General features: G+C 38.3%; 15 protein-coding genes, 1 pseudogene and 1 other annotated feature. Of the genes and pseudogenes, 6 read left to right on the top strand and 10 right to left on the bottom strand.

The features are described from left to right. Nucleotides 1-6: 6 nt before the first annotated feature. The 3 genes from HMPREF9423_RS05700 to rplJ form a co-directional block, all read right to left on the bottom strand. Nucleotides 7-378: a GFA family protein gene (locus tag HMPREF9423_RS05700; RefSeq protein ID WP_006148389.1), complete on the bottom strand. Its 372-nt coding sequence runs from the start codon at nucleotides 376-378 to the stop codon at nucleotides 7-9. A 406-nt stretch (nucleotides 379-784) separates the two neighbouring features. Further along, complete coding sequence (gene rplL / locus HMPREF9423_RS05695; protein WP_006148388.1) at nucleotides 785-1,153, bottom strand: 50S ribosomal protein L7/L12; 369 nt, start codon at nucleotides 1,151-1,153, stop codon at nucleotides 785-787. A gap of 75 nt (nucleotides 1,154-1,228) precedes the next feature. Then, nucleotides 1,229-1,729 (bottom strand): 50S ribosomal protein L10, encoded by a 501-nt coding sequence (gene rplJ, locus HMPREF9423_RS05690; RefSeq protein ID WP_004252632.1) that lies wholly within the window; start codon nucleotides 1,727-1,729, stop codon nucleotides 1,229-1,231. 38 nt (nucleotides 1,730-1,767) lie between these two features. Beyond that, nucleotides 1,768-1,903, bottom strand: a sequence feature (ribosomal protein L10 leader region). 641 nt (nucleotides 1,904-2,544) lie between these two features. Between rplJ and HMPREF9423_RS05685 the strand changes: the two genes are divergently transcribed. Then, a complete protein-coding gene (locus HMPREF9423_RS05685; RefSeq protein ID WP_006148387.1) occupies nucleotides 2,545-3,072 on the top strand; it encodes an ECF transporter S component in 528 nt (175 codons plus the stop codon). Between the two features lie 18 nt (nucleotides 3,073-3,090). Beyond that, nucleotides 3,091-3,606: a transcription repressor NadR gene (locus tag HMPREF9423_RS05680; RefSeq protein ID WP_006148386.1), complete on the top strand. Its 516-nt coding sequence runs from the start codon at nucleotides 3,091-3,093 to the stop codon at nucleotides 3,604-3,606. Here the strand turns inward: HMPREF9423_RS05680 and HMPREF9423_RS05675 are convergent. The 7 genes and pseudogenes from HMPREF9423_RS05675 to HMPREF9423_RS05650 all read right to left on the bottom strand — a co-directional run bounded on the left by HMPREF9423_RS05675 (nucleotide 3,603) and on the right by HMPREF9423_RS05650 (nucleotide 8,569). Further along, nucleotides 3,603-4,070 carry an 8-oxo-dGTP diphosphatase gene (locus tag HMPREF9423_RS05675; RefSeq protein WP_006148385.1) on the bottom strand — a complete coding sequence of 156 codons (468 nt, stop codon included), beginning with the start codon at nucleotides 4,068-4,070 and terminating at the stop codon, nucleotides 3,603-3,605. The two genes, HMPREF9423_RS05680 and HMPREF9423_RS05675, sit on opposite strands and share 4 nt — an antisense overlap. Nucleotides 4,071-4,089: 19 nt before the next feature. After that, nucleotides 4,090-4,524, bottom strand: coding sequence for a hypothetical protein (locus tag HMPREF9423_RS12650; protein ID WP_006148384.1), 435 nt, complete (start codon nucleotides 4,522-4,524; stop codon nucleotides 4,090-4,092). Between the two features lie 2 nt (nucleotides 4,525-4,526). Beyond that, a pseudogene (locus HMPREF9423_RS12440) lies at nucleotides 4,527-4,758 on the bottom strand (hypothetical protein). Between the two features lie 530 nt (nucleotides 4,759-5,288). Then, the gene (locus tag HMPREF9423_RS12645; RefSeq protein WP_006148381.1) at nucleotides 5,289-5,522 is read right to left on the bottom strand and encodes a hypothetical protein; all 234 of its coding nucleotides are present in this window, start codon (nucleotides 5,520-5,522) and stop codon (nucleotides 5,289-5,291) included. After that, complete coding sequence (locus tag HMPREF9423_RS05660; RefSeq protein ID WP_006148380.1) at nucleotides 5,519-6,145, bottom strand: NAD(P)H-dependent oxidoreductase; 627 nt, start codon at nucleotides 6,143-6,145, stop codon at nucleotides 5,519-5,521. The genes HMPREF9423_RS12645 and HMPREF9423_RS05660 overlap by 4 nt, the downstream gene beginning before the upstream one ends. A 14-nt stretch (nucleotides 6,146-6,159) precedes the next feature. Continuing rightward, the gene (gene uvrB, locus HMPREF9423_RS05655; RefSeq protein ID WP_006148379.1) at nucleotides 6,160-8,148 is read right to left on the bottom strand and encodes an excinuclease ABC subunit UvrB; all 1,989 of its coding nucleotides are present in this window, start codon (nucleotides 8,146-8,148) and stop codon (nucleotides 6,160-6,162) included. Next, nucleotides 8,138-8,569, bottom strand: coding sequence for a hypothetical protein (locus HMPREF9423_RS05650; RefSeq protein WP_338060538.1), 432 nt, complete (start codon nucleotides 8,567-8,569; stop codon nucleotides 8,138-8,140). The genes uvrB and HMPREF9423_RS05650 overlap by 11 nt, the downstream gene beginning before the upstream one ends. Before the next feature lie 372 nt (nucleotides 8,570-8,941). Here HMPREF9423_RS05650 and HMPREF9423_RS05645 point away from each other — a divergent pair, with 372 nt between their 5' ends. The 4 genes from HMPREF9423_RS05645 to HMPREF9423_RS12740 all read left to right on the top strand — a co-directional run bounded on the left by HMPREF9423_RS05645 (nucleotide 8,942) and on the right by HMPREF9423_RS12740 (nucleotide 12,939). Then, a complete protein-coding gene (locus tag HMPREF9423_RS05645; RefSeq protein WP_006148377.1) occupies nucleotides 8,942-10,387 on the top strand; it encodes an amino acid ABC transporter substrate-binding protein/permease in 1,446 nt (481 codons plus the stop codon). After that, the gene (locus HMPREF9423_RS05640) at nucleotides 10,387-11,127 is read left to right on the top strand and encodes an amino acid ABC transporter ATP-binding protein (RefSeq protein WP_006148376.1); all 741 of its coding nucleotides are present in this window, start codon (nucleotides 10,387-10,389) and stop codon (nucleotides 11,125-11,127) included. Before HMPREF9423_RS05645 ends, HMPREF9423_RS05640 begins: the two co-directional genes overlap by 1 nt. A 149-nt stretch (nucleotides 11,128-11,276) precedes the next feature. After that, nucleotides 11,277-12,755 carry a glucose-6-phosphate dehydrogenase gene (gene zwf / locus HMPREF9423_RS05635; RefSeq protein ID WP_006148375.1) on the top strand — a complete coding sequence of 493 codons (1,479 nt, stop codon included), beginning with the start codon at nucleotides 11,277-11,279 and terminating at the stop codon, nucleotides 12,753-12,755. Then, a complete protein-coding gene (locus HMPREF9423_RS12740; protein WP_080555143.1) occupies nucleotides 12,646-12,939 on the top strand; it encodes an RHS repeat-associated core domain-containing protein in 294 nt (97 codons plus the stop codon). Before zwf ends, HMPREF9423_RS12740 begins: the two co-directional genes overlap by 110 nt. Nucleotides 12,940-12,947: the final 8 nt, after the last annotated feature.

The following is a 12,947-nucleotide window of genomic DNA, read 5'->3' as shown; positions in this document are numbered from 1 at the left end:
TTATATTTATTTATCAAGCAACCAAGAAAAGGCTGGGTCCTGAAAAATATGACGTTTAGGAATAGTTTGTAAATTCTGATTGCATTCATCTATTGTACCTAATTTCAAAGCACAGACTTCTGGTATATTTTCTTGAACAGTGAAAATTTGACTATGACAGTTCTGGCAGTAATAACGCTGTTTTCCTGGAGAAGAACTATACGTAACAAGTTTTTCTTTTCCATGCAATACTAGATTTTTACTGCTAACTTTGGCATTAACTGTATAGGCAGACGCAGTTGCTTTCCGACAGAATGAACAGTGGCAAAAAACTAATTCAGATAATTCCTCATCCAGAGTGTAAGTCACTGCTTTACATAAACAAGATCCTTTAAGCATTGTACTCCTTTCTACTTAGGCATTAGACGAATTCAAAAAGAACCGAATTTCAACACCCAAGCCTTGCGACTAGGGGCGTCAAAAACGCGGTTCCACCCTAATTTATTACTTCATTATCTTTATTAAAATACCAAAAGCGCCACACTTATCTCTCAATCACCTGACTCTCACTATCTCAGGCTCGCTTAGGATTTACCGATAAGATATTCTTTCTTGCGTCTATTATAACAAAATGCAATTAAAAAGTAAATTTTTTTTCATAAGGAATCTCCAATAATTCACCTAAAATAGAAATACTAGTCTAAAGTCATCCCCTTTTTTGCCCCTTTTTGAACAAAATGAAAAACCGCTACTCCTAAGAATAGCGGTTTAATCATGTTTTTAAGCTACAAATGTAGTCGCTCTATTATTTAAGAGTAACTGAAGCTCCAGCTTCTTCCAATTTAGCTTTAAGTTCTTCAGCTTCTGCTGCTGCAACACCTTCTTTAACAAGTGCTGGTGCACCGTCAACAAGTTCTTTAGCTTCTTTAAGTCCAAGACCAGTGATTTCACGTACAACTTTGATAACGCCAACTTTTTTGTCACCAGCAGCTGTCAATTCAACGTCAAATGAGTCTTTAGCAGCACCAGCGTCAGCAGCACCAGCTGCAGCAACAGCTACAGGAGCAGCTGCAGTTACACCAAATTCTTCTTCGATAGCTTTTACAAGGTCGTTCAATTCAAGGATTGAAGCTTCTTTAATTTCAGCAATAATGTTTTCAATGTTCAATGCCATTGTTATTTCCTCCAAATAAGTTTAAATTTAATTTTGTTATTTTTTTGTAGCTAGGCTACGCTGCGTAGCTTATAATTAAGCTGCGTCTTCTTTGTTGTCTGCAACCGCTTTGACTGCAAGAGCAACGTTGCGCACTGGCGCTTGAAGTACAGAAAGGAGCATAGAAAGAAGTCCTTCGCGACTTGGAAGAGTTGCAAGAGCAACGATTTCTTCTTTTGATGCGACAGCGCCTTCGATTGCACCACCTTTGATTTCAAGTGCATCAGCGTTTTTAGCAAAGTCGTTCAAGATTTTCGCTGGTGCGATAACATCTTCGTTAGAAAATGCTACTGCAGATGGTCCAACAAAAACAGATGCAAGATCTTCAAGACCAGCTTTTTCAGCTGCACGACGTAAGATTGAGTTTTTGATAACTTTATACTCAACTTCGCTTCCACGAAGCTCACGACGAAGAACTGTATCTTGTTCAACTGTCAAACCACGAGCGTCTACAACGACGATTGATGCAGCAGCTTTCATTTTCTCAGCTACTACGTCAACTAGTTCCGCTTTCTTAGCAATAATTGCTTCACTCATTAGTGTGTTCACCTCCGTAATTATTTTGCTTGGGGAATTTTTCCAAAAGAAAAACGCGCCCAAACCTAGACACGAAAGTACAATACGCTTCTTTTTACATGATACGTTTTGTCCTCGGTAGGATATTTATGAGTCTTGCTCCCCTACTGTCTTAGGCAGTTTTTTCAAACCGTTTATAAGTATATCACAAGAATTCTATCAAAGCAAGTATTTTTTAAAAAAAATTGAGTTTTTTCTCAATTCTACTGCCACTTAGAGAAGAATATTTAAATATTTTCTCAGTAAATGGAAAAGATTGGTACCAAGGTATTATAGATTAAGAGCGCATGAAAGACTAACATTAACACATGTAATATAAATGGAGTATTTTCCGTTATTTGGATATCCTGATTAGATTTTTGACTGTCTAAGAAAAAAGTCAATGACAAGAAAAGTAGGATTATGCCATAAATAATGCTAATGTGATAAAGAATGAGCCCTATGATACTGAAATAGAGGAAACCGAATATGGGTGTCGAGAAAACAATCAGAGCTAAGGAACCAAATGCGATTCTTATTATCGAAATCATTAAGAAACTATAGGCTGAAAATGTGGTAAATTTTGATACTTGGAATCCTGTTTTTTTCTGCTTGGATAAATAATGAATGATAAAAATCGGATAAAGAATATCTATCATCTTGACTCTCTCCTCTTTCTAAGATACTTTACTCTAATTTATTTTACCTATTTTTCCTTCAAAATTCAATTTCTCTCTTGACGGATAATATTATTTAGTGTACTATACAACTGTATATACACTTAAAAAGGAGTTATTATGAATACACAAAAGAAAACCCAATTCATGACTTTAACCGCATTGCTAACCGCTATCGCTATTTTGATTCCCTTGGCAATGCCCTTCAAGATTGTTATTCCGCCCGCTTCTTACACTCTAGGAAGCCACGTTGCAATCTTTATTGCTATGTTCCTTTCTCCTTGGATGGCAATCTTTGTCATTATAGCTTCTAGCCTAGGATTCCTCATGGCTGGTTATCCAATTGTCATTGTACTTCGAGCTTTCTCCCATATCTTTTTCGGCACTTTGGGAGCCTTCTATTTGCAAAAACATCCTCAAATCTTAGATAATCCAAAATCTTCTTTGATTTTTAACTTTGTACTTGGTTTAGTACACGCTATTGCCGAAGTCTTTGCTTGTATTATCTTCTATGCTAGTACAGGAACAGACCTAAAAAATATGTTCTATGTTCTCTTTGTATTGGTTGGTTTTGGAACTATTGTTCATAGTATGGTAGACTATTACTTAGCATTAGCTGTTTATAAAGCATTGAAAAAACGTCGTTAAGCGTTAAGAAAGAAGAATATGACAAAAAATCGAAAAGAAGCACTTCTACAACTCTTAAAAGAAGCTCAAAAACCTCAAAACGGAAAAAGCTTAGCAGAACATTTTCATGTCACTCGCCAGATTATCGTTCAGGACATTGCAGTTCTTCGTGCAGACGGTGCTCCTATCTTATCAACCAATCGTGGTTATATTTATAAAGAAAGCAAAACCAATCCGTATGTTCACAAGCTGTTTAAAGTAAAGCACGAGATGGAAGAAATCGGTCAAGAACTTCTAGCTATCGTCGATAATGGGGGACGTGTTCAGAATACCTTAATTGATCATCCTGTCTACGGGGAAATTGAAACCTTGCTCAAACTCTCTTGTCGCCGTGACGTTCAGCATTTTTTAGAGCAAGTCGAACGGTCTGACTTTAGACCACTTTCTGAATTAACAGATGGCGTCCATTATCACCTAGTCGAAGCTGAAAACGAACAAGACCTCCTCTATATTGAGAAGGCCTTGGACCAGCTTGGTTATTTAGTAAAAGATTAAAAGATTTTCTTTTCCCACCCGTCCTCTATACGGTGACGGTAGAAAAATTCAGACTTGTCTGGAGCTTCCATCATCTCCATCAAAGGTAACATATCATAAGCCAGATCCAAATTTGGAATCTGGTCTTTTTGTACCCAGGACACTTCTCCTTCTTCAGATGATTCTAGAGTACCAGTAAACTCAGTCGCCTTGTAACAAAAGACAATATAACGCTCACCTGTATCTAACGGCCAATTTTTAATGCCGACAAGTTGAGGATTTTGGATTGTCAGACCTGTTTCCTCGTATATTTCACGAATAACTGACTCTGCAAAAGCCTCTCCGTCTTCGACATGTCCTCCTGGAAAGGCATAGCCAGACCAATGGTTGCTTTCGGGTGAACGATACTGCATGACCACGCGCTGCTTTTCTATATCTTCAATCATACAAATATTGGTAAGAACGGTTAATTGTGCTCGAGACATAGGACTCACTTTCTAATCTTTAATTTTCTATCTTATACTTAACTTTAGATTTCATAATCAAAGGATTAACTAAGTCATGATATTCATGAATTTCATGGAGTAAGGAACCTCTGATGATTCTGATTTCATTATTTTCTTTATTAACGTAGTAGTCTAAATTGATTGGCATAGATGAATCTGGAACCATGGAGAAAAAGAAAAATATCACGAACCAGATTATGAGAGCAAAGAATCCGCTGAGAGCTTGAAAAATCAAATGATGCCATTGAAAGATTCTTGTTTTATAAAAGATTGTCCATGGATGGATAAATAGGGTTAAACAGAGACCAAAAAACCAGATATTCCACAAAACTGGGGTAAAAGCTAAACCAAATAAACCTAGGATAAAATGGAGTAGGGCAAATACCAAGAACAGTAAGTAAAGAATCCTAAATATAGTTAGATGTTTTCTCATAATTAACTCCTTTTATTTTCAATAAATTTCATAAACAAAATCGTTAAAGCAGCTACAGTAAAAAAGATTAGATAGGTTGCTATAGGAAACCAAATATAGCGGTGATCTAGGGATAAGAGAGAAGGTAAAATCCCTTTACTGTTTTTTCCGCTAATTCCAATAAAGAGATGGACTATTAAACCGATACTATTAAGATAAATAAATAAATAAATCTGCAAATCTTTTTATTGTCATCCTTGCCCCAGACAAGTCTAGGAACCAATAGTCAAATAATCGATATACCAGACAAAAAAGATTTATATATAGTGGAAAACTATAGTTGATATCTCTGTATGGCGAAGGAATAGGAAGGCTTTCAAAAATTAGATTCAAACTTAGTCCTATTGCTAGGATAGTTCCGAGAATCGAGAAGAATCCTAAAAATTTATGAGAATCTAGCCAAAGATGAAAACTTTCTTTCATTGAGAGATTCTTTTTTGTATTTGAATTTCTTTTATTCTTTTTCATTTGAGTGGGTTTTCCCTATATTCTTCTTTTCCCTTTTCTTTTCAATATGCTTGGAAACCAGATGTAGCGGTGATCTAAGGTTAGCAAGAGAGAAATAGACTTTCTATTTCTACCCATTATTCCGAAAAATGAGTGAAACAACAAACCTACTCCATTTAGGTACAAGAATGGATCTGCAAAATCTTGTATTGTCAGCATTCCATCGAAATTATCTCTAAAAACACCTTGATAAAGCATGTTCACTAAGAATATAAGATTCAGAAAGAGCGGAAAGACATAATTGAAGTTTTGATAGGGTTTTGGAATAAGAGTTGTTCCAAACAACAAATAGAATACCCCAAAAGCTGATAAAAAAATATACTACTATCTAATAGAAAAGCTATTTTTAAATGCTGTAGCAACCACAATTTTACTCTATCCAGCCAGTTTATTTTTCGATTTGGCTTATAGTGTTTTTTTGATTTTTTCTCTTTTTTATTATCTTGTTTCATGATAATTTTTTAACTTCTTCTGCTACTTTTTGGAGGTGCTCTTCACGCATACTTGCTGTATTCACATCCCGTCCAACTTCACCTAGTACGCACACGCGCTTAGTTTTAATTCCACAGTGATTCAAGACCGCATTTTTCAAAACAGAGATGCCATAGCTATCTGGAATGTTGATAGGACCCGAAAAGATTTTGTACCACCAAGTAGGCGCCATGGAGGTTGCGTAAATACTGGCTGTTTTCCCTTTTAATAACTTTTTAAACTGCTTGCCTCTAAGGTAATTCCAGATAAAACTCCCCTGATCATTAGCAGAGTAAGCAATCCCCGGTGTAAAGACCCGGTCAATCCAGCCTTTCAAGAGACTAGGCATACTACTCCACCAGATGGGATAAACAAAGATGAAATGATCTGCCCATTTGATTAATTCCTGAGAACGAAGGATAAAAGAATCTTCTTCCATACGTTTTCGATAGCCATAACGTAAAACAGGATAAAAGTCCTCTTCATTAAGATTGATGACTTCAAGTTCATGGCGACCTGAGTCAATATTTTCTACAATAGTTTGTAAAATAGCTTGACAGTAACTTTCCTTATCAGGGTGTCCATTGATGACTAGAATTTTCAAAAGTTCTCTCCTATCTAATCCAAAGCCTTGACTTCCAGCATCATATCACGAATCTGAGCTGCGAGTTCAAAGTCAAGCACTTCGACGGCTTCTTGCATTTGTTTTTCCAGTTTCTTAACCAATTCCTTGCGTTCTTGTTTGTTAAGGCTATTGATATCGACTTCTTTATCCTCTTCCTTGGCAACTGCCTTGGTTACAGAGATCAGGTCACGGATTTCCTTCTTGATGGTTTGTGGGACAATACCATGCTCTTCATTATAAGCCATCTGGATTTTCCGACGACGGGCCGTTTCATCAATGGCTTTTTGCATAGACTGAGTCATAGTGTCTGCATACATGATGACATGCCCCTCGCTATTACGGGCAGCACGACCGATGGTCTGAATGAGTCCACGCTCATTACGAAGGAAACCTTCCTTGTCTGCATCGAGAATAGCAACTAGACTAACTTCTGGCACGTCAATACCTTCACGAAGAAGGTTAATTCCTACTAAGACATCAAAGACTCCTAAACGCAGGTCACGGATAATCTCTGTCCGCTCCAAAGTCTTGATATCCGAGTGCATGTATTTGACCTTGATACCCATTTCTTTGAAGTAATCAGTCAAGTCTTCAGCCATTTTCTTGGTCAAGGTTGTAATAAAAGTCCGTTCATTCTTTTCAACACGGGCATTGATTTCACCCAAAAGATCATCAATTTGTCCCATAGTCGGACGGACTTCCACTTCTGGATCCAAAAGACCAGTCGGACGAATGATTTGTTCAATCACGGTGTCAGTCTGCTCATGTTCATAGTCACCTGGTGTCGCTGAAACATAGACGATCTGGTGAACATGACTTTCAAACTCTTCACGACGAAGAGGACGATTATCCAAGGCAGATGGCAAACGGAAACCATAATTCACCAACATTTCCTTACGTGAACGGTCTCCATTATACATACCCTTGATTTGCCCCATGGTCATGTGGCTCTCATCAATCATAATCAAAAAATCATCAGGGAAGAAATCAAGAAGGGTGTACGGTGGCTCTCCTTCGCTGCGTCCATCCATGTGGCGGGAGTAGTTTTCAACCCCGTTTGTATAGCCCATCTCACGAAGCATCTCAATATCGTATTCTGTTCGTTGTTTCAAGCGTTGCGCTTCGAGGAGCTTACCTTCCTTCTCAAAGATAGCTAACTGCTCCTCCAACTCAGCCTCAATCTTAGCAATAGCCACTTCCATGTGGTCATCATTAGTCACAAAGTGAGTCGCTGGGAAAATCGCCAAATGATCCACTTCGCCCAGAACTTGACCAGTTAGAGCTTCAACTTCACGGATACGGTCAATCTCATCTCCGAAGAACTCAACACGAAAAGCATGCTCATCACGAGAGGCTGGGAAAATCTCTACCACATCCCCACGTACACGGAATCTTCCACGCTGAAAATCAATGTCATTGCGTTCGAACTGAATGTCCACCAAATCATTGAGCAGTTTATCGCGAGAAATCTCAAGACCCGGACGCAAACTTACCACGCTATCAGCATATTCTTTAGGAGATCCCAAACCATAGATACAAGACACAGATGCTACAATGATAACGTCATTACGCTCCAAGAGAGCTGAGGTTGCTGAGTGACGAAGCTTGTCAATCTCATCATTGACCGAGCTATCTTTTTCGATATAGGTATCGCTTGATGGCACATAGGCTTCTGGCTGGTAGTAATCGTAGTAAGATACGAAGTACTCAACAGCATTCTCTGGGAAAAATTCCTTGAACTCCCCATAGAGCTGTCCCGCTAGGGTTTTATTGTGGGCAATGACAAGAGTTGGTTTATTGACCTGGGCAATGACTTGACTCATAGTGTAGGTCTTTCCTGTACCAGTCGCTCCCATCAGGATTTGTGCCTTTTCTCCACCCTCGATATTATCCACCAACTGCTCGATGGCTTGAGGTTGATCCCCAGACGGTTGATATTTGGATACAAGTTTAAATTTGTTATTTACTTTTCTATCTATCATGACCGTTCCTTTCGTTTATATAGTCATTCATTTCTTGGTCTGAGAAAACCTCTCCTCTATCCACGCGAATTCGTATGATTTGGTTCTTTGCAACATATTTTCTTTTCTTTAGCAACTGAAAACCAAGTTTTTTATCGAATTTGATGGCCGTCTCACTATCTTTGAATAGTATCATCAGAACTCGGTATCTTTTTTTATCATCCAATTCGGATTGGTAGTCAAAAAAGTATTCAATCCGCTTCAAAAAATAAAGAAAGGATGATGAACGCTTGATATCGGCTGTGTGACTTGACCAATCTTTCATGACAAGGTCGATATCAGATAAGGGGATTTCAAAGGTTTTTCGGCCAAAAAGTTTCCCATAATAGGTGAAGGTCTGCTCATCTACTTCTATCAATTTCTTTGTTTTTCTAAGATTCATGATTCCATCTACCGCATAAATACCAGCGTATAATGGAAACAAAAGAAAGAAAAGGAGAAAGAGCTTACCAAAATAATCCTCATACAAAGAATCATTTAAAAGGGAAGAAATAATCAAGCACAATGGAACGAGAGAAAAAAACAGACCCCATGCAATTTGAACTTTCAGCAGGCCTCTGTCAAACTTAACAATCATCTTTTTTTCCTTTCTAAGTACTCTTTCTATTTTACCATAAAAAGGAAAGAGTTTCTGTTTCCCAACAGACTAACTAATTTCGCTCTATGTTATATCTTATAACATCAAAATATAAAATATTTGCCCTTCTTTAACTTTTTTGATATAATTTGAAAATATCTTGAAAGGAGACATCACATGAAGAAAAAAATTCTAGCTTGTTTGCTAATTTTATTTCCTATTCTTTCACTAGGAATAGCAAAAGCTGATACAGAAAAAACGAAGTATGTTATCGCCAGTGACTCATCTTTTGCGCCATTTGTTTTTCAGGACTCAAGCAATCAATACACTGGTATCGATATGGATCTAATCAAGGCAATCGCTGAAGACCAAGGTTTTGAAATCGAGATTACCAATCCAGGTTTTGATGCTGCTATTAACGCAGTCCAATCTGGACAAGCAGACGGTATCATTGCAGGTATGTCAGTGACTGACGCTCGTAAAGAAACGTTTGATTTCTCTGATTCTTACTATACAGCAAATACTATTCTTGGTGTAAAAGAATCAAGTACCATTTCTTCTTATGAAGATTTGAACGGTAAGACTGTGGGTGTCAAGAATGGTACTGCTTCACAAACCTTCCTAACAGAGAATCAAAGTAAGTACGGTTACAAGATCAAAACTTTTTCCGATGCTGCATCTATGTATGATAGCTTAAACACTGGTTCAATTGATGCCGTTATGGACGACGAACCTGTTATTAAATACTCTATTAGTCAAGGACAAAAGTTAAAAACACCAATAGCAGGTACACCAATTGGTGAAACTGCTTTTGCAGTTAAAAAAGGAAGCAATCCAGAATTGCTAGAGAAGTTTAACAAAGGGCTTGCAAACCTTAAGGCAAATGGAGAATTCCAAAAAATTCTTGATAAGTATCTAGCTAGCGATTCTACTACTACAAGTTCAACCGCTGATGAAACAACTATCTGGGGCTTGTTGAAAAACAACTACAGACAACTCCTCAGCGGTCTTGGAATCACTCTAGCATTAGCACTTGTTTCCTTTGCAATTGCTATTGTTATTGGTATTATCTTTGGTATGTTTAGCGTGAGTCCTTATAAACCTCTTCGCCTTATTGCTGAAATCTTTGTTGACGTTATCCGTGGTATTCCATTGATGATTCTCGCAGCCTTCATTTTCTGGGGAATTCCTAACTTTATCGAATCCCTTACAGGTCAACAAAGTCCAATCAACGACTTTGTCGCTGGTACTATCGCACTTTCCCTAAACTCAGCTGCCTACATTGCTGAAATCGTACGTGGTGGTATTAAGGCTGTTCCTGTTGGACAAATGGAAGCCAGTCGAAGTCTTGGTATTTCATATGGAAAAACCATGCGTAAGATTGTCTTGCCACAAGCAACCAAGCTCATGCTTCCAAACTTCGTCAACCAATTTGTTATCGCTTTGAAAGATACAACGATCGTATCTGCAATCGGTTTGGTAGAACTCTTCCAGACTGGTAAGATTATCATTGCTCGTAACTACCAAAGTTTCAAAATGTATGCAATTCTCGCAGTCTTCTACCTTGTGATTATCACTCTTCTAACTAGATTAGCCAAACGCTTAGAAAAGAGGATTCAATAATGGCAAAATTAAAAATTGACGTTCATAACTTACATAAACAATATGGTAAAAATAAAGTCCTTAAAGGAATTTCAGCGAAATTCTATGAAGGAGATGTTGTTTGTATCATTGGACCTTCTGGTTCAGGTAAGTCAACTTTCTTGCGTAGCTTAAATCTCCTCGAAGAAGGAACAAAAGGAAGCATCACAATTAATGGCTATGATTTGACGGATAAATCTACCAACGTAGACCATGTTCGTGAAAATATCGGAATGGTGTTCCAGCACTTCAATCTCTTTCCACATATGACCGTATTGGAAAATATTACTTTCGCTCCTGTAGAACATAAGTTAATGACTAAGGCTGAAGCTGAAAAATTAGGTATGGAACTCCTTGAAAAAGTTGGGCTTGCTGACAAGGCCAATGCCAATCCTGAAAGTCTATCCGGTGGTCAAAAACAACGTGTGGCTATCGCCCGAGGTTTAGCAATGAACCCTGATATTATGCTCTTTGACGAACCAACTTCTGCCCTTGACCCTGAGATGGTCGGTGATGTTCTCAACGTTATGAAAGAATTGGCTGAACAAGGCATGACTATGATCATCGTAACCCACGAAATGGGATTTGCTCGTAAGGTTGCCAATCGAGTTATCTTTACTGCCGACGGTGAATTCCTAGAAGATGGTACACCTGATCAAATCTTTGACAACCCACAACACCCTCGTCTAAAAGAATTTTTAGACAAGGTCCTCAACGCTTAAAAAACTGCAAGGTTTACCTTGCAGTTTTTTTCTTACTTATATTGGGATTTTGGATTTTTTTGAAAATTATGATAAAATAGAAGGTATCAAAATGAGGGTTTCCTCATGCCTAGAATATCTAGGAAAGTAAATAGAAATTAGGTAGCTGGATGTCATCAAAAGTTATTGTTACAATTTTCGGTGCTAGTGGAGACTTGGCTCATCGCAAGCTCTACCCTTCACTTTTTAGACTTTACAAATCAGGCAATCTTTCAGAGCATTTTGCTGTAATTGGAACTGCTCGTCGCCCATGGAGTAAAGAATATTTTGAATCTGTTGTTGTCGAATCTATTTTAGACCTGGCAGATAGCGCAGAAGAGGCTCAAGAGTTCGCTAGTCACTTCTACTATCAAAGCCATGATGTCAATGATACAGAACACTATATCGAATTACGCAAACTTCAGGCAGAGTTAAATGAAAAGTATCAAACTGAAAACAACAAACTCTTCTTTTTATCTATGGCACCTCAGTTCTTTGGAACTATTGCTAAACATCTCAAGTCAGAGCAAATCGTTGATGGTAAAGGTTTTGAACGTTTGATTGTTGAGAAACCTTTTGGTACTGACTATGAGACCGCAAGCAAACTAAATGAAGAGCTTCTAGCTACTTTTAACGAAGAGCAAATTTATCGTATCGACCACTATCTTGGTAAAGAGATGATTCAGAGTATCTTTGCAGTTCGTTTTGCCAATATGATCTTTGAAAATGTTTGGAATCGTGACCACATCGATAATGTTCAGATTACATTTGCAGAACGCCTCGGTGTTGAAGAGCGTGGAGGCTACTACGATGAGTCTGGTGCCCTTCGTGATATGGTACAAAACCACACACTTCAACTTCTTTCTCTACTTGCCATGGACAAACCAGCAAGTTTTACAAAGGATGACATTCGTGCAGAGAAAATCAAGGTCTTTAAAAACCTCTATCATCCAACTGATGAAGAACTCAAAGAACAATTCATTAGAGGCCAATACCGTTCTGGTAAAATTGATGGTATGAAGTACATTTCTTACCGTAGCGAACCAAATGTTAACCCAGAATCAATGACAGAAACCTTTGCTTCAGGCGCCTTCTTTGTTGAGAGTGACCGTTTCCGTGGTGTTCCATTCTTCTTCCGTACAGGTAAACGAATGACTGAAAAGGGAACGCATGTCAATATTGTCTTTAAGCAAATGGATTCAATTTTTGGAGAGCCCCTAGCACCAAATATTTTGACCATCTATATCCAACCAACCGAAGGTTTCTCTCTCAGCCTTAACGGTAAAGAAGTTGGAGAAGAGTTCAAACTTGCACATAATTCGCTAGACTACAGAACTGATGCTACAGCTACAGGTGCTTCACCAGATCCTTATGAAAAGCTAATCTACGATGTTTTGAATAACGATTCAACTAACTTTAGCCACTGGGAAGAAGTTAGCGCTTCTTGGGAATTGATTGACCGTATTGAAAAATTGTGGGCTGATAATGGTGCCCCTCTTCATGATTATAAATCAGGTAGCATGGGACCACAAGCCAGCTTTGATTTACTTGAAAAATACGGTGCCAAATGGACATGGCAACCAGATCTACAGCCAGCTGACCGACAGTGAAAACCAGTATTATGATGAAGAGACCGGGCTGCGCTACAACCTGATGCGTTATTACGAACCAGAGGTCGGGCGGTTTGTGAATCAGGATCCGATTGGGTTGGCAGGTGGGGATAACCTTTATCAGTTTGCGCCGAGTGTTCAGGCTTGGGTTGATCCAGCTGGTATAGCGGCAAGTAACTCATGAAAATTAGG

The sequence above is a fragment of the Streptococcus infantis ATCC 700779 genome, from assembly GCF_000187465.1.
Taxonomy (GTDB): domain Bacteria; phylum Bacillota; class Bacilli; order Lactobacillales; family Streptococcaceae; genus Streptococcus; species Streptococcus infantis.
The sequence above is the reverse complement of the archived record's forward strand: the minus strand, read 5'-3'. Positions and strand labels throughout refer to the sequence as shown.